The sequence below is a fragment of the Thauera sp. genome (assembly GCF_047601425.1).
Lineage (GTDB): Bacteria > Pseudomonadota > Gammaproteobacteria > Burkholderiales > Rhodocyclaceae > Thauera.
In genome coordinates this window covers 712,010-729,239 of the sequence record NZ_JASGJL010000001.1, presented here as the reverse complement: position 1 = coordinate 729,239, position 17,230 = coordinate 712,010, and the positions used below count along the sequence as shown (strand labels likewise).

Here is a 17,230-nt window from a genome sequence, read left to right as displayed (position 1 = left end):
CCGCACCATCCCAGTGCAGCTTCCGGCATGGCCGCTGCGTTTGCCGCCGCCCGGGGCCGCCGCTACACTCCCCGCCTCGCATCCTGCCCGCGCCCTCCGCAGCCGGGCCGCAAACCCTTTCGGCCGAACACCCGACATGTTTCACATCAAGACCCTGGAACTCGTCCACTGGGACTTCTGGCGCCGCTTCTCGCTGCCGCTGGATGCCCAGATCATCACCATCGTCGGCCCCAACGGCTCGGGCAAGACCACGCTGCTCGACGCCCTGCGCACACTGTTCGCGCTGCGCTGCTCGGGCAAGCGCGACTTCCGCCGCTACGTGCGCCGCGCCGACCGCAGCTTTGCCTGGATCCGCGCCATCGTCGCCAACCTGCCGGGCAGCAGCGGCAAGCGCCCCTTCTTCCCCTGCCTGTCGGACGAAGTCACCCTCGCCTGCCGCATCCGCAAGGCCGGCGGCGACTGGATCCGCGACTACACCATCGTCGACGGCAACCAGGACATCGAGGCGCTGGAAGCCAGCAACGACTGGATCGGCCTGCGCGACTACCAGCACCGCCTCGCCTGGGGCGGCCTGACGCCGGCGATCACCAAGGTGCTGGCGCTGGAACAGGGCGATACCGACAAGCTGTGCGAATACTCGCCCAAGGCGCTGCTGGAACTCGTCTTCGACGTCTTCGGCGACAAGGAAGTGCTGGACAACTACCAGGCCGCACGCGAGGAGCAGAAATCCGCCGAACGCGAACTCGACGAACTCGGCATCGACCTCGACCGCCTGAAGACCCAGGCCGAGGAAAAGAAGGCCGAAGCCAACCGCTTCCTAGAATGGAAGCAGCTCGCCGACGAAGCCCAGGCCCTGCAGGCCGAGATCGTGCCGCGGCTGGAAGTGGCCGAACTCGCACGTGACATCGCCGCCGAGCGCGAGGCCCTGCGCCGCGTCGGCAGCGAACGCAGCGACAAGCTCGCCGAACAGCGCGACGCTCGCCTGCGGCTCGACGCCGTACTGGCCGAACAGGAGGCTGGCAAGGCCGAACGCGCCCGCCTGAAGGACAGCGACACGAGCACCGAACAAGCCTACCTCGCCGCCCACGACCGCGTGCGCGACCTGGAAAAGCTGCTCGCCGAGCGCGACACCCTGCGCGCCCAGCTCGCCAGCGAACATGGGGCCGACGCCGTCGCGCTGGAAAAGGAGCACGAAGAAGCCGACGCCAGCCGCACCCGCCTGCGCACCAGGGAGCGCGAACTCGTCGCCGCCTTCGAGGAAAGGACCGAAACCCTGCGCCACGAGCGCAACCGCGGCGGCCCGCCGGGCGACGCCGAAGTCTCCCGCTTCCGCGTCCGCCTCAGCGCCGAAGGCATCGCCCACCGCAGCCTGGCCGAAGTGGTCGAAGTCACCGACCCAGCCTGGCAGGCCGCGCTTGAAGCCATCCTGCGCCCCTACCGCCATCTGATCCTGCTCGAACGCGAAGCCGACCGCCACGCCGCCTGGGCGCTGGGCGAGCGCGAGCGCTTCCGCCACTTCATCGTTCCCGAGCGCGAAACCGCACCGCCGCCGCGGCCGATGAGCCTGGCCGAAGTGGTGGAATTCGATGCCCCGGTACCGCGCTGGCTCAGCGACCTGCTGAACCGCATCCGCCGCGTCGAAGACGCCGACGCCGCCCGCGACCTGCCGCGCGAACAGGAATGGATCACCCGCGACGGCTACCACCGCGAACGCCGCGGCGCCCGCCACCTCGGCCGGCCGCATGAATTCCACTTCGGCGAACTCGCCCGCCAGTCGCGCATGACCGCGCTGCAGGACGAAATCACCGCGCTCGACAAGCAGTTGCAAGCCCTGCGCCCCAAGCTGGACGAAGCCACCGAGCGCGTCACCGCGCTGCGCCAGCGCATGCTCGGCCTGCAATCGGCGCAATTGCTCGCCGCCAGGGCCGAAATCTACGCCGCCGCCGAAACCGAACTGCCGCAGGCACGCAAGGCGCTGACCGCGGCGATCGCCGAACGGACCGGCATGCGCGGCACGCTCGACGCCCTGAACGAAAAGCTCAACGGCATTCAGATCGAGCTTTCCCACCGTCAAAGTGCGCTCAAGGCCATCGACCAGCGCCTGGCCGACATCGCCCGCGAGCACAGCCCGCGCCGCCACGCCCAGGCCGAGCGCATCCTCAGCCTCCGCCGCCGCCGGCGCGGCATGCCGCCGCACTGGCTCGACAGCGGCGAACTCGCCCTGCTCGCCGAACGCTACGGCGATGCCCGCGGCGCCCGCGCCGAACTCGAGCGCCTGCGCCGCCGCCTCGAAGAAGGCGACTGGATCACCGACCCCGCCGTGCTCGTCGTCCGCGACCGCCTCGCCGCCGACGTCGCCCTGCGCGAGCGCGACTACCTCGACCGCCAGGGCTACTGCGCCACCGCCCGCCGCCACACCGACAACGCCCGCGCCGCCTACATCGCCAAGCTGCGCGCCACCGTACGGCAGTACGCCAAGAACCTGAAAGCACTCGGCGAACTCGCCAACGTCAGCGTCGACTGCCCCACCCCACACCTTGACAACGACGATCTGTCGCTGGCCCAGGCCGGCCTGGAAGTCCGCTTCGACTTCGACCGCAAGGGCGCCGTCGGCCTCAACGACGGCGAAGCCTCCGGCGGCCAGCAGGTGATGAAATCGCTGATCCTGCTGATCGGTCTGCTGATGGACGAGGCCCGCCCTGGCGGCTTCGTCTTCATCGACGAACCTTTCGCCCACCTCGACATCGCCAACATCGACCGCGTCGGCACCTTCCTGCGCGCCACGCGGGCGCAATACCTGATCACCACGCCGGTCACGCACAACGCGAATGTGTTCGCGCCTGCGCAGCTGACGCTGGTGACGCGCAAGAAGCAGCCAGGGGATGATTGGGCACCGGCGATCGGGGTACTGCAGCGAGCGCTCACCTAATAATCTGAACCAGATTGCCGGTTCAAACGGATTTTGCACGCCGGCACCTCCGTCCCCGCACCAGCAGCATCTTGCTAGAATTATTTTAAAAACACAGTACTCCCGCCAAATGACCATTCTTAATTCTTCGGCCCCATTGGGCGAGGTCTCTGGCGCCTTTCTACTCGGAATGCTCGATTCATTCTCGAAAACTCACGTCATCGAGTCGGAACAGATTGATTTTCCAGTAGAGAACTTGTTGGCAGATGCGTGGTATCCCTACGACTACCTGATCAAGCTGAATACACTTATCGAGGAGTCAACACCTGCCGCCAGCAGTATTCTGTTCTGGGCAGGAGTGAAATTCATCGAGTTATGGTACCAGCATGGCCCCGGCAAAGAGATGGTTACCAGCAGCCTGGACTGGGTCTACTGCAACGACAAGGGCGGCGGTTACAGTTCAGTGGTCAGGGGCGCCCAGGTTGGCTGGTGCAGAAACATTGTCACCAACGTACAACAAGGTTTCGCGCTGGTTGAAAACGTGATGCCGATATCAGCCTCATACCTTCGTGGAATATTTTTCGGCGGATTCTGCCTGTTCGACGACATGGCTTATTACAACACCGAAATTGAAAGCGTCAGCAACGACCCAAAGCTTCCATTCCAGCGCACCGTCGTCAAACTGATCTTCAAGACAGCCAATGGATCGATCCCAAAATCCAGAATTGCCTCTTTCGGCATACCTGATAATGAAGCCTCAGTACAGACAAGAGAGGAAGCCGACGATCTGCTGTGGCGATACCGGCACCAGTTAAACCTGTCCAAACTACGCGATGAATACAATGCCGGCATCCTCGACTTGGCGAACAGCGCTTTCAACAATCTGCAAGCATTAAAGGAAGAGCTTGCCACGGCCAACGTTGCATTGGCCCTGGAAGCAACAACCGACCCGCTGACCGGACTGAACAACAGACGTTACTTTGACAGAGAAATCACCAGAACATTGAATTCGGCAAGACGCAATCAGCATTCCGTCTGCGTCATGATGTTCGATATTGACTACTTCAAACAGTACAATGACCATTACGGCCATCTCCTGGGCGACTCCGCCATCAAAGCGGTCGCAGAATGCATCAAGGCCAGCGTATCGCGGGAAAGCGATCTTGTCGCACGCCTTGGCGGGGAGGAGTTTATTGCCGTAATAACAAATTCGGATGAAGCAGGCTCCCGGAAAATCGCCAGAAGAATATCGGAAGCAATAGAAGCAAAGCGAATTCCCCATGACAAATCGGGAATCTCTCCATACCTCACTGTCAGTGTTGGTTCCGTCATGCTTGAGGATCATGCGGCTCCCGCTGACGTACTGCTGCGATTGGCCGATGATGCGCTGTATGAAGCAAAGAAGCTGGGGCGAAACCGCCATGTTCACACCCGGTTCATTCCTGCCTGAGCCTGCTCCCCGGCTGCAGGAGGATGCTTTACCGAAAAACTGGCTGCAAGCCGCCGAGTTGTCACATTGGGCGCCATGGTGAAACAATGAATGTAGTCATAAGCCTGGAAGATGCAATCGGGCAGGATGAAGTCATCGAGCTTTATCGCGCCAACGGCTGGTCCTCGGCAGACAAGCCGACCGAACTGATGGCCGCATTGAGGGGATCCCACTCGCTGGCCACGGCCAGGGCTGGAGGTCGGCTGCTTGGTCTTGCGAACGCAATATCGGATGGGCATCTCGTGGTTTACTTCCCGCACATGCTGGTTCATCCGGCTTCTCAACGGCAGGGAATTGGCCGCTTGATGATGAGAGCCATGCTGGAACGCTATCGCCTTTTCCATCAGCTCATGTTGACTGCAGACGGAGACGCTGTGCAGTTCTACGAAACGATGGGGTTTGCCCGCGCGGGGCGAACGGTGCCGATGTGGATATATGCGGGAACGGAGCACTAGCGTCCATCATCGTCGACATTCAGAACGACTGCTTGACATCGCAAATCGTACGACCTACGGTCAAAGCTGCAGTCGCTGATGCTGGAACTGGGACAACACTACGCGGCCGGAGGGGGAACATGGAATTTCGTATCTATGATCACGTTTACGGCCCGGACAACATCATTGACGAGCTTCGTCAAATGCTGCGGAGTAATAACGACGGTGCAAAACGCGCCGCCGCAAGGTTCTTCGTTGCCATGACCCAAATGGAGCGCGATGACCGCCTATACGGCAACACCGTGCCCTACAACCTGATCAATGGATTATCGTTCACGCCCCGCGCTGCGCTCTGGGTTCGTTCGTCAGAGGGGCATCACCTGTACTTCACCTTCATTGCGCGCCCCACGGCACCTCAAGGTGAAGCGAGAATGCTTCTGGTCGCTGCAGATGTATCGCCGAGTGCCGTAAGCGCTGACACATCAGCCAAACGGCACAACGCAATGCCGTGAGGCGCAAACATCAAGGAAGGACGCTCCCATGTCACGACCTCTCCACCCTGCCTCTCCCCTCGCCCAGCTGGAAGCCGAAATCGTTGCGGCAGCTGAACGGGATCCTGTCATTGCGCATGCGCTGCAGGAAGAGCGCGCTGCTCTCTCGGTTGCTGCGGCAGTATCGGAGGTTCTGGAGAGTCGCAATATGGCTCACGAACATGTCGCAAAGCTGGCAGGGATTTCCCTGGACGAACTCGACAGCATATTGTCAGGGACAACCTCGGGAGCTACATCCATCGCCACGCTAGCGAAGATTGCTGCAGCAGTTGGCTATCGTTTCGGATTCAACTTCGTCCCCAAGGAAGTATCGGCGCGCGACTACGCTCAATATGCTGCAGGCCCCGAGAATCTATCGAGGTCGTCGAACTCGGAACTACTGATTCCCGGCAACCGCAACCTCCATGGACAACCCGTCAAATCACGATTCGGCCCGCTCCAGGCGACGGCTTGGCTGGACATGTGCAGCCTTGTCAGCAGGGATTGTCGTGTCCTGTCTGGCTCTGACAACAGTCCCCCCTGCCCAGCAGGGTAATTTTCTCGCTTTCCTGGGGTCCCTCATATTGGTGATACCTCCGGCCCGGCAGATGATGGACAATTTTCCTTTTTCCTCAGCTGCAAAGGCCAAGCCAAAAAAGCAGACTTTGAAGAGTATCCAGGTTCTAATCAGCGAAACACAAGTCCAGAATTTCGTGAGATTTTCGTGGTTCGATGCAATCGCCTACATCGTCGGCGCCTTGCTTCTGGCTTCGGGGTTTCTTGTCCAGGTATTTGATTGGCACATACCATGAACGTCACAATCACTTTCCGAACGCACTGTAACAAGCAAGCCCTGCACCATTCTCTCAGTGCAGTCCGGGTCCTGCTCGACCGGGCGCCAGGGCAGGCGGCACAGCTGGCCCGAATATCGAGGATCTTAATGAAATGACAGCATATGTTATTGGCCACATCACGGTGAAAGACCCGGACAAATGGGCTGAATACAGAAGCCAGGTACCGGAAACGCTCACGCCCTGGGGAGCCGAACTCGTGCTTCGCGGACATCAGGCAGAAGTACTCAGTGGACAGCACAGGCATACGGATACAGTCGTCATATGCTTCCCAGACTCGAAGGCCATTGCCGAATGGTACAATTCAGGCGCATATCAGGCACTCGTCCCTCTGCGCACTCAGGCGGCGGACATCGATCTGATCAGTTATGAGTCGGCGTAATGCAGACCACTCCGAGCTCCGAGGAGACACTCACATGACCCGAGTTATCGCATGGACTTTGGCTGCCATCTCCGCACTCGTCGTTCCACTGGCGGCAGCTCCATTCACTGCTGCGGTGTTCCTGGTCGCTCCCCTCCTGCTCCTGGCGGCTGTCACGGCCTGGAAAGGCCAGATGCTGCCCAGCGCAATCGTCGCCATCCTTTGCGCTACCGCACTTGCCGTCAGCCCCATCCGGCTGTTCGAGCTGATCGGCCTCCCCATCTTCTTGTCACTGGTTGTGCTGGGTTTCGTCGCGGTTGCCGCGAGCGTCATCGTGCGCAAACCCTGGCGGCCAGCAACCTGACGATCGGGCCGGACGGGATAAGGGTGCCGCCGATGCCCGTCCAGCATGCGCTGAAGCCGGATTCGGGTACGTTCAAACCTTAAGGCCGCTTTTGCACGACACCTACATGCCGAAACGACAAGAAACCAGCACGGCTCTCAGCTACCCCTGGCTTTACGACACCGTACGCAAGCGTTTTGAATCGGATGAGGCCATGGAGGCCTTTCTGCCCAAGGCATTCACTTCCGGAGAATTGAAGCGCAAGGGTGATGACCGCTACCTCTCGGCCATGAGCCAGAGGGTATTCCAGGCCGGGATACAGCATTCGGTGGTCGACGCCAAGTGGCCTGCCTTCGAAGAAGCCTTCGACGGTTTTGCACCCGAGCAGATGGTACTGCTCGGCCCCGAGCAGATCGAAGCCCATATGAAGAACGAGCGGATCATCCGCGACCGCACCAAGCTGCAGAGCATTCCGAAGAACGCCCGCTTCATCCTGGATATCCGCCAGGAGCAGGACATGAGTTTCGGTGAATTCATCGCCGACTGGCCAAGTTCCGACATCATCGGCTTGTGGCGCTTGCTGGCCAAGCGCGGTTCCCGCCTGGGCGGACGCTCCGCCGCCGGCTTCCTGCGCCTGGTCGGAAAGGATACGTTCCTCCTGACCAGCGACGTGGTTGCCCGCCTGGCCGCCGCCGGCATCATCGACCACGAGCCCAGCAGCCAGCGCGACCTGCAGATCGTGCAGGATGCCTTCAACACGCTGCAGCAAGACTCCGGCAGGCAGTTGTGCCAACTGTCCGCCATGCTGTCGCTGAGCATCAATCCGCAGTTCTGATCCAGCATGCCGAACAGCTGCGTCCGCCGGGCGCGACGGCCGTCGAGCCGCAAGGGAGAATCGGTGGCAATCCGGATATTCGCGGTTCTGCTATCCGCATTTGCTCTGATCTCTTTCTCGCATGCCCAGGGAGACGTGCAGGAGCGAGCCGACTGGGCAAGGTTCTTCAATGACTTTCAGGCCAAAGGCACGATCGTTGTACTGGACGAGCGCCCGGCCGCTCCCGCCTTGACAGTCTTCGACCGAGCCAGGTCGGAGAAGCGCTATTCACCGGCCTCTACCTTCAAGATCCCCCATACGCTTTTCGCGCTCGACGCAGGCGCCGTCCGCGACGAATTTCAGGTTTTTCGCTGGGATGGTATCGAGCGGAGCTTCGCTGCCCACAACCAGGATCAGGACTTGCGGTCCGCGATGCGGAACTCCGCCGTCTGGGTCTATGAACTGTTTGCGGAGGAAATCGGTGAGAGCCGCGCCAGGCGCTATCTCGGGCAGATCGGCTATGGCAACGCCAGGCCCTCGACGAAGGAGGGCAACTACTGGATAGATGGAGAGCTTGCGATCTCGGCACAGGAGCAGGTCGCTTTTCTCAGGAAACTCTATCGAAACGAGCAGCCCTTCCAGGTGGAGCACCAGCGCCTGGTCAAGGACCTCATGATCGTGGAAGCCGGCCGCAACTGGATACTGCGTGCGAAGACGGGCTGGGAAGGCCGCATCGGCTGGTGGGTCGGCTGGGTCGAGTGGCCAGGCGGTCCGGTCTTCTTCGCGCTGAACATCGATACGCCAAACAGAATGGACGATCTCTATAAGAGAGAGGCGATCGGGCGCTCCATACTCCGCTCCATCGAGGCCTTGCCGCCCGAGCCGGCGAGCAGCCCGGGCGCTGGACGATAAGGCTGCTTCGAACATTTTCGCCACAACACGGATAAGGACGACTCCCATGTCAGCCACGGAAACTGAGACCGGATGGGAAGTTTTCTATCGCGCCAATCAGGGTCGTGCGGCCTCGCCGCTCCTCCGTCGCGCGCTCGGTACCGAACTCATCCCCCATGGCAACGGCCACGCCATCGATCTTGGTTGCGGCGCCGGCATCGAGACCTCACTGTTACTGAACGCGCGCTGGCACGTACTGGCCATCGACAAGGAGCCGAAAGCCATCCGGCGTGTCGAAGCATTGGCAGCCAAGAGTTCCGGCGGCAACCTGCTTACCCTCGTCTCGCGCTTCGAGGATCTGGATGAACTGCCACCCGCTGCGCTCATCCACGCAGGGCTCAGCCTGCCGTTCTGTGCCCCTGCGAGCTTTCCGTCCCTCTGGACCTCGATCGTCGCGGCACTCGAACCCGGCGGCGGGGTATTCGTCGGCCATCTCTTTGGCAACAGACATGATTGGGCTGAACACACCGAAATGAGCTTTCATGACAAGGAAGATGTCGAAGCCTTGTGCAAAGACTTGACGGTCGAACTGCTGCGCGAAGCCGAGGGCGATGGCGGGCATGTGCCTCACCATTGGCATCGCTTCGATCTCATCGTCAGAAAACCGTAGCAACAAGGCCCGAGCGGTCTTCACGTACGCCCTCGAACCAGGCAAGCATTTCATCACGCGACTCGACACAGGCACCACACCCATGCTCGATATCTCCATCCCGAAAATCGAAAACAAATGGTGGATGCAAGGCATAACGTTCTACCTTGCATTCATGCTTTCCCACTGGCTGACGAGGTCGGTCGGTTTCGACGTACTTGAAGGATCTTTCGAGGCGAGCCAGATCCTGGTCTTCCTGCTGTGCTTCGCTTCCATCCAGAAAGTGATCCGAACCGTGATCTTCCTGATCGTTCTGGTGGTCAAGCCCTCACTCGTCAGTAAAGCCTGATCATAAGTGGTGGGCTCGGGCAATTTGTGACTATCAAAACCATGTATGACATAATGGACTCGATCGCTCTTGATATTTTCTCAATAGGCATGAAAATTGCTTATATAAAATACTCCGACACAATAGAGACTCCATCATGCTGGCAAATTTAGCCTCGACGATAGGCGCCGCCCTCTCTCTATATCAGGCGCAGTCAGCGCAGACAAAGACGATCTCTAGCTCCTCGGCAAGTTCTGCCTCGCCGGCAAGTTCTGCCGGAGAGACTACAGAAACTTCAACGCATGTCACACTTTCCCAAACGGCACGCCATCTTGCTGCGCAGCACGCTTCTGGCCCAACCCCAGAATCCAGAGCAGCTTCTCTCAAGAATGCAGAAGCTAATCCAAGTGATGCCATGAAAACAGCCAGTGACTTTGTTCATGCTGACACTTATTCGCAGCAAGGTCCTTTAGTCAACATATCGTCTTACCCGATAATTAGATATACATATACGGGAGAGGTAGTTACGGATAGTAATCTAGCTTCATTCAAAGCGGAGGCCGCTAAAGTCAACGAGGGCATGAAGAGAATCTTTGAGGAGGGGAAATCAAATGGAGCGTCTGGCGCACAGATACTCGAGAAGATGTATTCCTATCTTGACTCTCAATCTGACGATTACCTCAATATACGTGGCTGGGTCAGGTTCGGATCAAGCGGGTGAGGTTTCGCTTCCATCCAGAAAGTGATCCGAACCCTGATCTTCCTCGTCATCCTGATGATCAAGCCATCCCTGGCGAGCAAAACCTGACGCACCACCTTCGTATGATTCTGCTACTGGCTCTCGCCCTCGCGTCCACCCCCGTCGTACTGGTGTTCGGCTATCTCTGGGCAAGCTCGCCCTCCGAAAATGAAAAAACTGCCCGTTACAAAGCGACGACTCTCGTTTCAGCGGCATGGCTGCTGGCCTTTCTGTTTTCCTGGTTTCTGGGCGTTCCAGCTGGTAGATATGGTTTTTTAGTCATTCTCGGGGTTCCGCTCTTTCTGACTTACCATTATTTCTTCCCTCGCAAGCAGAGATAACCACCCGATCATTCTTGACGCAGAGCCCGGTTTTGTACTTCGCAACATAAAAATATTGCCATTCCATGCCTATTCTGATCTTCATCGGCCTGATGCTCGCGCTGCTGGCATTCATCGCCTGGGACCGCCATCGTCTGACGGTTTCAAAAATCACGCCCGGAAAACAAGCCCCTTATTCCGATCCGAAATTTCTCGGTATCCTTGGCGTGAGTCTGATGATGGCGATCATGGCGGCGGCCCAATGGTTCCAGCCTTCGCTACCGCCATTCAGCGGAAAGTTTTCCTATATATACAGCGTCATGCACTCGCTCATGGGCACTCACGGGCCAGCCTGGCTCTTTTCCGGACTCGCGCTGCTCTTCGCCACTCAGGCCTTTGCGCTTGTCCAGGCTCGATCGCGCGAACAAAAAGGCTGAAGAATCCGGTTTTCGTCAGCCAACAACCAAGGAGATTGCCATGAAGGGCTCATGTCTGTGCGGCGCCATCGAAGTCGAAGCCGAGGATCGCACTGAAGTGGGGCTGTGCCACTGCTCCATGTGCAGACGCTGGTCGGGCGGGCCGATGTTCGCGGTCCACTGCGGAGCAGGCGTGCGCTTCAGTGGTAATACACCCTCCACGTATCGCTCATCCGACTGGGCCGAGCGCGGCTTCTGCTCCACATGCGGAACACATCTGTTCTACCACCTGCTGCCGAGCAACGAGTACATCCTTCCAGCCGGGCTTTTCCAGGACACTCAATTCCGGCTCACCAATGAAATCTTCATCGACGAGAAGCCACCGTTCTACGACTTCAGGAACGAGACGCACAAGCTCACCGGCCAGCAGGTATTCGAGCAGTTGGCGCCTGATGGCGACGCGGCATGAAACCCGCTTCGTGAGGCCCATCCCGATGCACGCCACGCAGGATCGTGCATCCAGCTATTCCCTCGTCTTGCCGACCACGCCCAGCCCGATATCCCATGAATGACTCCGACCTGATTCTCATGCGCCCCATCGGCCGGGTACTCAGCCCCTTCACGTCGAAGGAAGGCGTTCCGATCCAGACTGCCGGCGCACCGGAGGTGAAGGGAGAAATCGAAGTCTTTGCCGAATTCGCCGCCGGGCTGAAGGATCTGGCTGACTTCGAATACATCATCCTGCTCACCCGCCTCCATCTGGGAACGGACGAGCCGCTGGAGGTGGTGCCCTTCCTCGACGATGCCAGCCACGGCGTGTTCGCGACGCGCTCGCCCAGCCGCCCGAACCGGATCGGCCTGTCGATCGTGCGGCTCACTGGCGTCGATGGCACACGGCTGTCATTCGAGGGCAACGACATGGTCGATGGCACGCCGGTACTGGACATCAAGCCTTACTTGCCCGCATTCGACGTCCGCCACACCGAGCGTATCGGCTGGTTCGCCGGACGTCTGGGGCAGTTACCGGGCAGGCTGTCCGACGACCGCATGGGATAGAACAGCGACAAACAGTGCGGCCGGCGAGGTGCGGCCGGCGAACGACGGCCAGCCCCGTAACCGGAGCCGGCCGCGCCTTTCACATCAGAAAATGCTCAACGGCATTTCCGCCACCAGGCGGATCTGATCCACGCTCAGTTCGCCCTGCGCCTTGTTCGGGCGATGAACGCTGTAGCGCAGTTGCAGGGCCAGACCCTTGGCCTTGCCTTCCTGCACCGTGTAGCGAACGATCATGTCGCGTTCCCAGTGCTTGCCACCCGAGCCCGGCGCACCGAGGAAGCTGGTGTAGACGCTGTTCATGCGACGGTAATCGATGTCTGAACCGCGCGTGTAGGCCACGCCTGCCGTCAGGCCCGGCGTGACCATCTGGCCGAGATCGACGTCGTACTTCAGTTGCCACGATGCTTCGTTCGGCGCATTGAAGTCGGAGATCTGCATGGCGTTTTCCAGCCAGATCGAGCCGCGGTTGACGTAATCGAACGGCGTGTCGCCATCCACCTTCTGATAGCCCAGCCCCAGCTTGTGCACGCCGAAGGCATAAGTGCTCATCAGGCTCCAGGTGGTGTTGTCCACCTTGCCGGCCTTGGCCTTGCCAGTGTCGGTGTTGCGGTACAGGTTCAGGCTGAACGACAGCGACTGCTTGTCGGCCAGCGCCATCTTGTAGAAGCCGCCCAGATAGGCGGTGTTCCACACGTCCTCATAGCGGCCGTAGTAGCCGGAGACGCTCAGCCCCGCGACCGGCGTGGTCCAGTTGCCACCGGCGAAGGTGAAGGAATTGCCGTTGACGCCCGAGTAGTTGGCCAGCAGTTCGCCGCCGTTCTTGCGCGAATTGCGGTCGGCCCACTGGGTGAAGCGACCGGCCTGCAGCGACAGGTTCTTGATCTCGTTGCTGCTCAGCAGCCAGCCGCGGTTGGTTTCGGGCAGCAAGCGGGTATCCGACGAGTGGAAGATCGGATTCTTGGTGCGCATTTCACCGTACTTCAGTTCGGTATTGGAGAAGCGCACTTTCACCACCGCGCCGGCGCGGCCGAAGGCATCCTTCAGGTCGTCGTCGTCCCGCGCGAGATAGCGTGGGTTGCTGCGCACGGTGTCCGGGTCGGCGCCCAGGTTCAGCCCGCCATAGGCATGCGCATCGACGCCGAAGCCGACCGTACCCTGCGTGTAGCCCGATTCGAAGTTGAGCATCAGGCCATAGCCGATTTCCTCGGCCTTGTCCGAGCGCGGCCCCTTCACCACGCGCGTGGTGTCGCCGTGCTGATAATTCAGCCGCTCGTACAGCAGGCGGTTCTGCATCTTCAGCGTTGCGCCTTCGACGAGGCCCTTGGCATCGTCCTGAGCACCCGCGTGGGCCGGGAGGGAGGCCGCCATCGCAGCGGCCAGCGCGCACAGCGCCAGCGGGATATTCCTGTTCTTCATGGCTTTCACTTCGCAGCCTCCATCAAGCCGATGAGCTCGTCGGCACGGTTGGCATTGGTCATCATGCGCCCACGCAGGCCCTGCACCGACTTCACGGCTGCGGGAATCTGCGATTGCATCTCCTCGCCTTCGCCGACCTGGATGGCGCCGATCATCGCCATCATCATGTGCGGCGGGCAGACATAGAAATACACGCCGGCCTTGTCGAAGGTGACGCTGTATTCCTCGTCTTCCTTGCTGGTGAATTTCTTGACGCCGGCAGGCGCGGTCATCAGCTTGACGAAATGGGTCTTGTGCGTCGGCTTGAAGGTGACGGTATCGCCCGGCTGAACCGTGAGGTACATGGGCTTGAAGGCCATCGTGGCACCGGCATCGTCGATGTCGAGCATTTCCACGACGTGATCGGCCCCCCAGGCTTGGGGGGCCAGGGTCGTAGCTGCGATGCAGGCTAGGGCAGCCATCCAGTTTCTAGTTTTCATGGTTGATGAGTCGAGTGGGTTAAACAAGGGAAAACGGTCTCGAGGCGCAGATCAGGCGGGCTGATACGCAGCTTCCATGGACGCAGCTTCCATGGCCCTGCCGGCAGTACCGCCGGAGGCGCCGCGCAGCGGCGTGACGCGCGGCAGGCCGTCGCAGCCGGTGACGACGTCGGTGCGGATGCCGTAGATGCGCTCCAGGAAGCCGACGCTCATCACTTCGTTCGGCGCGCCTTGCGCCTGAACGCCGCGCTCGGCGATGACGATGGCCTCATCCGCGTACTGCGCCACCAGGTTCAGGTCGTGCAGCACGGTCAGGGTGATGCAGTTGCGCTGGCGCGTCTGCTCCAGCAGGATGTCGAGCAACTGCACCTGGTGCTTCAGGTCCAGCGCGCTGACCGGCTCGTCGAGCAGCATCAGCGGGCTTTGCCGCATCAGCAACTGGGCGAACAGCACCATCTGGCGCTGTCCGCCGCTGAGGCGGGCGACCGAACGGTTGGCCAGATGCAGCAGGCCGACGGTCTGCAGGGCGGTCAGCGCCTGTTGCAGCAGTTCGTCGCTGATGTGCATGCCGAGGTTGGTCAGGCGTCCGAGCAGCACCACTTCCACCGCGCTCAGATCCACGTCCAGGTTGATGTCCTGCGGCATGTAGGCCATTTCGGCCTGCCACTGCGTCAGGCGGGAATGGTCTTTCTGCACATCGCCGTAACGCACCTGCCCCCTCACTTGCTGCAACTGTCCCGTGACCATCTTCAGCAGGGTGGACTTGCCAGCGCCGTTGGGACCGATGATGGCGTACAGCCGCCCGGGATGCAGTTGCAGGGAAATGCCTTCGAGGATGGTGTCCTTGCCCCGCATCACGGTGGCGTCGGTGATATCAAGCATGTTTGCGCAGGCTCTGCAGGATCAAGATGAAGAAGAACGGCACGCCGATCAGCGCGGTGACGATGCCGATCGGGAAGATCGCACCCGGCAGGATGGTCTTGGACAGCACCGACGAAGCCGACAGCAGGCAGGCGCCGCACAGCATCGACAGCGGAACGTAGTAGCGCTGGTCCTCGCCCACCAGCATGCGGGCGATGTGCGGCGCCACCAGGCCGATGAAGCCAATCACGCCGACGAAGCCGATCGCCGTGGCGGTGATCAGCGACACCAGCCCCAGCGTCTTCAGCCGCAGCCAGCGCACGTTCACGCCCAGGCTCGCGGCACGCTCCTCGCCCATGCGCAGCGCGGTGAGCTTCCAGGAATCGCGCATCAGCAGCACGGTGCAGAACGCCAGCACCCCGGCCACGCAGGCCACGCTGTACCAGTGGCTCTTGAGCAGGCTGCCGAACAGCCAGAACGTGATCTGCTGGCTCAGTTCCGGCGAGGCCATGTATTGCAGCAGGCTCAGCATCGCCTGGAACAGGAACAGCAGCGAAATGCCCGCCAGCACCAGCACGTAGGTGCTGATGCCTCTCACCGAGGCCAGCACGAACAGCAGCCCCGCAGCGAGCATGCAGAAGACGAAACCGCCCAGCGGCACGGCGACCAGGTGCGGCAGGCCGAAGCCGTCGAAATACAGTGTCAGCGCCGCGCCGAAACCTGACGCCGCCGCCAGGCCCAGGGTGTAGGGGCTGGCCATCGGATTGTTCAGCAAAGTCTGCATCTCGGCACCACCCAGCGCCAGCGACGCGCCAACGACCAGCGCCATCGCGGCGATCGGCAGCCGCATGTTCATGACGATCGCGCGGGTGGAACTGTCGGCCTCATCGAGGTTGAGCAGCGTCTGCACCACATCGACCAGGCCGATCATCGACGGTCCGGTGGCAATGTCCAGCACCAGGGTGAACAGACAGAGCACCGCGGACACGAGCAAAAAGCCGCCGCGGCGGCGTTCGCGGCGGCGGTGTGTCAGCTGTGCCGACTCCAGTTGTGCGGAAAGTTGCATGGGAACTCCATGGCCGTCACGCAGGGCTTTCCCCTGCATGACGGCCAACCGTGCTTACTGCGCGTCCAGGTTGGTAGCGAAAGTGCCCTGCGGCACCACCGGCAGGTACTTCTTGTAGAAGTCGATGTAGTTCTGCTCGGGGTTCAGGTCGGCGAATACCGTGGGATACAACGCCTTGGCGATGTACTGCACCATCGTGTAGTCGGCCTGGGTACGCGATGCCCCCTGGTACAGCGCATGAAGGCGCCGGTTCTTGACCGCCGGCAGCGCATCCCAGCCAGGACGCTTGGTGTAGCCAGCCAGACGCTCGGCCGTTTCCTTGCGGTCCACACCCTGGCCGATGCGCATCGCGGTGGACGTCTTGGACAGGTTGCCGCCTTCCGTGCCGCTGATGAACACCACGTCCGGCATCGAGGCGATCACCTGCTCGGGGTTGATCGGCCCCCACCACTCGACGAAGGGCTTGGCGATGTTGACGCCGCCGGCCTGCTCGATCATGCCGCCCCACATGTTCTTGCCGTAGGTGAAGCCGACTTCGCCCGGACCCTTGTTGCCGAACTCGGCGTAAGCCTTGGGCTTGGGCAGGCCGGCCTTGGCCAGGCGCGCATTGATGTCGTCGATCGCGTCCTTGTAGTCCTTGCTGATCGCGGCGGCGCGCTTGGGCTGACCGGCAATCTCGCCGAACAGCTCGGTGCTCTTCAGATGGTTCTCCAGCTTCTGCGCGTTGTAGTCCACCACCACGATCGGAATGCCGGCTTCCTTGATCTGGTCGACGTCGCCGCCCAGACCCAGCACCTGCCATTCGGCCAGCACCAGCACGTCGGGCTTCAGCTCGATGACCTTCTCGACCGAGAAAGTCATGATCTCCACCTCACCCATGTCGGGCAATTGGTCGATGGCGGGCATGTGCCCGGTGTAGAGCTTCCAGCTCGCCGGCCGCCAGCCCTTCCACGCCTCCTTCGAGATACCAACCACCTTGGCCCAGCCCTGCTCGCCGGCCACGGCCATGTAGTCTTCGAAATAGAAGCCCAGCGCCACGCGCTTGGCGGGCAGGTCGAGTGTGACCTGCTGGCCGCTGATGTCGGTCAGGGTCTTGACCTCGGCATGAGCGGAAAATGCCGATGCACTGATGCAGGCAGAGACGAGCAGGCTTTTGACCAGGTGCTTGAGATTCATCATGAGTAATTTCCATGAACGGCGGGTTGAAGTCGGGCGGAGTCTATAGCAGCCCATTCCAGCCATCAATGAAAATGATAGTTAATCTCATCACCCAAACTTA

Annotated in this window: 19 protein-coding genes and 1 pseudogene; 15 read left to right on the top strand and 5 right to left on the bottom strand. The window is 60.8% G+C overall.

What is annotated here, in order from left to right; translation table 11 throughout:
• Positions 1-160: 160 nt before the first annotated feature.
• From QM748_RS03610 to tsaA, 15 genes and pseudogenes are all read left to right on the top strand, one after another.
• Positions 161-271, top strand: a pseudogene (locus QM748_RS03610) (AAA family ATPase); the annotation flags it as partial.
• A gap of 2,767 nt (positions 272-3,038) precedes the next feature.
• Positions 3,039-4,358 carry a GGDEF domain-containing protein gene (locus QM748_RS03605; RefSeq protein ID WP_415245687.1) on the top strand — a complete coding sequence of 440 codons (1,320 nt, stop codon included), beginning with the start codon at positions 3,039-3,041 and terminating at the stop codon, positions 4,356-4,358.
• Between the two features lie 86 nt (positions 4,359-4,444).
• Positions 4,445-4,852: a GNAT family N-acetyltransferase gene (locus QM748_RS03600; protein ID WP_415245686.1), complete on the top strand. Its 408-nt coding sequence runs from the start codon at positions 4,445-4,447 to the stop codon at positions 4,850-4,852.
• 119 nt (positions 4,853-4,971) lie between these two features.
• Positions 4,972-5,343 (top strand): hypothetical protein, encoded by a 372-nt coding sequence (locus QM748_RS03595; protein ID WP_415245685.1) that lies wholly within the window; start codon positions 4,972-4,974, stop codon positions 5,341-5,343.
• Between the two features lie 28 nt (positions 5,344-5,371).
• Positions 5,372-5,917 carry a helix-turn-helix domain-containing protein gene (locus tag QM748_RS03590; RefSeq protein ID WP_415245684.1) on the top strand — a complete coding sequence of 182 codons (546 nt, stop codon included), beginning with the start codon at positions 5,372-5,374 and terminating at the stop codon, positions 5,915-5,917.
• A gap of 389 nt (positions 5,918-6,306) precedes the next feature.
• Positions 6,307-6,594, top strand: coding sequence for a DUF1330 domain-containing protein (locus QM748_RS03585; RefSeq protein ID WP_415245683.1), 288 nt, complete (start codon positions 6,307-6,309; stop codon positions 6,592-6,594).
• 34 nt (positions 6,595-6,628) lie between these two features.
• Positions 6,629-6,937 carry a hypothetical protein gene (locus tag QM748_RS03580; RefSeq protein ID WP_415245682.1) on the top strand — a complete coding sequence of 103 codons (309 nt, stop codon included), beginning with the start codon at positions 6,629-6,631 and terminating at the stop codon, positions 6,935-6,937.
• A gap of 106 nt (positions 6,938-7,043) precedes the next feature.
• Positions 7,044-7,751, top strand: a complete 708-nt coding sequence (locus QM748_RS03575; protein ID WP_415245681.1) for a DNA-3-methyladenine glycosylase I — start codon at positions 7,044-7,046, stop codon at positions 7,749-7,751.
• A 63-nt stretch (positions 7,752-7,814) separates the two neighbouring features.
• Positions 7,815-8,642 (top strand): class D beta-lactamase, encoded by an 828-nt coding sequence (gene blaOXA / locus QM748_RS03570; RefSeq protein ID WP_415248010.1) that lies wholly within the window; start codon positions 7,815-7,817, stop codon positions 8,640-8,642.
• Between the two features lie 46 nt (positions 8,643-8,688).
• A complete protein-coding gene (locus QM748_RS03565) occupies positions 8,689-9,291 on the top strand; it encodes a class I SAM-dependent methyltransferase (RefSeq protein ID WP_415245680.1) in 603 nt (200 codons plus the stop codon).
• Positions 9,242-9,619: a hypothetical protein gene (locus QM748_RS03560; RefSeq protein ID WP_415248087.1), complete on the top strand. Its 378-nt coding sequence runs from the start codon at positions 9,242-9,244 to the stop codon at positions 9,617-9,619. The genes QM748_RS03565 and QM748_RS03560 overlap by 50 nt, the downstream gene beginning before the upstream one ends.
• A 696-nt stretch (positions 9,620-10,315) precedes the next feature.
• Positions 10,316-10,678, top strand: coding sequence for a hypothetical protein (locus tag QM748_RS03555; protein WP_415245679.1), 363 nt, complete (start codon positions 10,316-10,318; stop codon positions 10,676-10,678).
• Between the two features lie 65 nt (positions 10,679-10,743).
• A complete protein-coding gene (locus tag QM748_RS03550) occupies positions 10,744-11,094 on the top strand; it encodes a hypothetical protein (protein WP_415245678.1) in 351 nt (116 codons plus the stop codon).
• Positions 11,060-11,542 (top strand): GFA family protein, encoded by a 483-nt coding sequence (locus QM748_RS03545; protein WP_415245677.1) that lies wholly within the window; start codon positions 11,060-11,062, stop codon positions 11,540-11,542. The genes QM748_RS03550 and QM748_RS03545 overlap by 35 nt, the downstream gene beginning before the upstream one ends.
• Positions 11,543-11,637: 95 nt before the next feature.
• Positions 11,638-12,129: a tRNA (N6-threonylcarbamoyladenosine(37)-N6)-methyltransferase TrmO gene (gene tsaA / locus QM748_RS03540; RefSeq protein ID WP_415245676.1), complete on the top strand. Its 492-nt coding sequence runs from the start codon at positions 11,638-11,640 to the stop codon at positions 12,127-12,129.
• Between the two features lie 84 nt (positions 12,130-12,213).
• Here the strand turns inward: tsaA and QM748_RS03535 are convergent, their stop codons facing one another.
• From QM748_RS03535 to QM748_RS03515, 5 genes are all read right to left on the bottom strand, one after another.
• Entirely contained in the window at positions 12,214-13,545 is a 1,332-nt protein-coding gene (locus tag QM748_RS03535) for an OprD family outer membrane porin (RefSeq protein WP_415245675.1), read from the bottom strand.
• 5 nt (positions 13,546-13,550) lie between these two features.
• On the bottom strand, positions 13,551-14,006 hold the full coding sequence (locus QM748_RS03530) for a plastocyanin/azurin family copper-binding protein (RefSeq protein ID WP_415245674.1): 456 nt from the start codon (positions 14,004-14,006) through the stop codon (positions 13,551-13,553).
• 69 nt (positions 14,007-14,075) lie between these two features.
• Positions 14,076-14,906, bottom strand: a complete 831-nt coding sequence (locus QM748_RS03525) for an ABC transporter ATP-binding protein (RefSeq protein WP_415245673.1) — start codon at positions 14,904-14,906, stop codon at positions 14,076-14,078.
• On the bottom strand, positions 14,899-15,951 hold the full coding sequence (locus QM748_RS03520; protein WP_415245672.1) for a FecCD family ABC transporter permease: 1,053 nt from the start codon (positions 15,949-15,951) through the stop codon (positions 14,899-14,901). The genes QM748_RS03525 and QM748_RS03520 overlap by 8 nt, the downstream gene beginning before the upstream one ends.
• Before the next feature lie 54 nt (positions 15,952-16,005).
• On the bottom strand, positions 16,006-17,130 hold the full coding sequence (locus tag QM748_RS03515; protein ID WP_415245671.1) for an ABC transporter substrate-binding protein: 1,125 nt from the start codon (positions 17,128-17,130) through the stop codon (positions 16,006-16,008).
• Between the last annotated feature and the right edge of the window lie 100 nt (positions 17,131-17,230).

Bases quoted from the DNA above. Each gene is read 5' to 3' on its own strand.
- QM748_RS03605 (WP_415245687.1), top strand. From the start codon at position 3,039: ATGACCATTCTTAATTCTTCGGCCCCATTGGGCGAGGTCTCTGGCGCC.
- QM748_RS03600 (WP_415245686.1), top strand. From the start codon at position 4,445: ATGAATGTAGTCATAAGCCTGGAAGATGCAATCGGGCAGGATGAAGTC.
- QM748_RS03595 (WP_415245685.1), top strand. From the start codon at position 4,972: ATGGAATTTCGTATCTATGATCACGTTTACGGCCCGGACAACATCATT.
- QM748_RS03590 (WP_415245684.1), top strand. From the start codon at position 5,372: ATGTCACGACCTCTCCACCCTGCCTCTCCCCTCGCCCAGCTGGAAGCC.
- QM748_RS03585 (WP_415245683.1), top strand. From the start codon at position 6,307: ATGACAGCATATGTTATTGGCCACATCACGGTGAAAGACCCGGACAAA.
- QM748_RS03580 (WP_415245682.1), top strand. From the start codon at position 6,629: ATGACCCGAGTTATCGCATGGACTTTGGCTGCCATCTCCGCACTCGTC.
- QM748_RS03575 (WP_415245681.1), top strand. From the start codon at position 7,044: ATGCCGAAACGACAAGAAACCAGCACGGCTCTCAGCTACCCCTGGCTT.
- QM748_RS03565 (WP_415245680.1), top strand. From the start codon at position 8,689: ATGTCAGCCACGGAAACTGAGACCGGATGGGAAGTTTTCTATCGCGCC.
- QM748_RS03560 (WP_415248087.1), top strand. From the start codon at position 9,242: ATGTGCCTCACCATTGGCATCGCTTCGATCTCATCGTCAGAAAACCGT.
- QM748_RS03550 (WP_415245678.1), top strand. From the start codon at position 10,744: ATGCCTATTCTGATCTTCATCGGCCTGATGCTCGCGCTGCTGGCATTC.
- tsaA (WP_415245676.1), top strand. From the start codon at position 11,638: ATGAATGACTCCGACCTGATTCTCATGCGCCCCATCGGCCGGGTACTC.
- QM748_RS03535 (WP_415245675.1), bottom strand. From the start codon at position 13,545: ATGAAGAACAGGAATATCCCGCTGGCGCTGTGCGCGCTGGCCGCTGCG.
- QM748_RS03530 (WP_415245674.1), bottom strand. From the start codon at position 14,006: ATGGCTGCCCTAGCCTGCATCGCAGCTACGACCCTGGCCCCCCAAGCC.
- QM748_RS03525 (WP_415245673.1), bottom strand. From the start codon at position 14,906: ATGCTTGATATCACCGACGCCACCGTGATGCGGGGCAAGGACACCATC.
- QM748_RS03520 (WP_415245672.1), bottom strand. From the start codon at position 15,951: ATGCAACTTTCCGCACAACTGGAGTCGGCACAGCTGACACACCGCCGC.
- QM748_RS03515 (WP_415245671.1), bottom strand. From the start codon at position 17,130: ATGATGAATCTCAAGCACCTGGTCAAAAGCCTGCTCGTCTCTGCCTGC.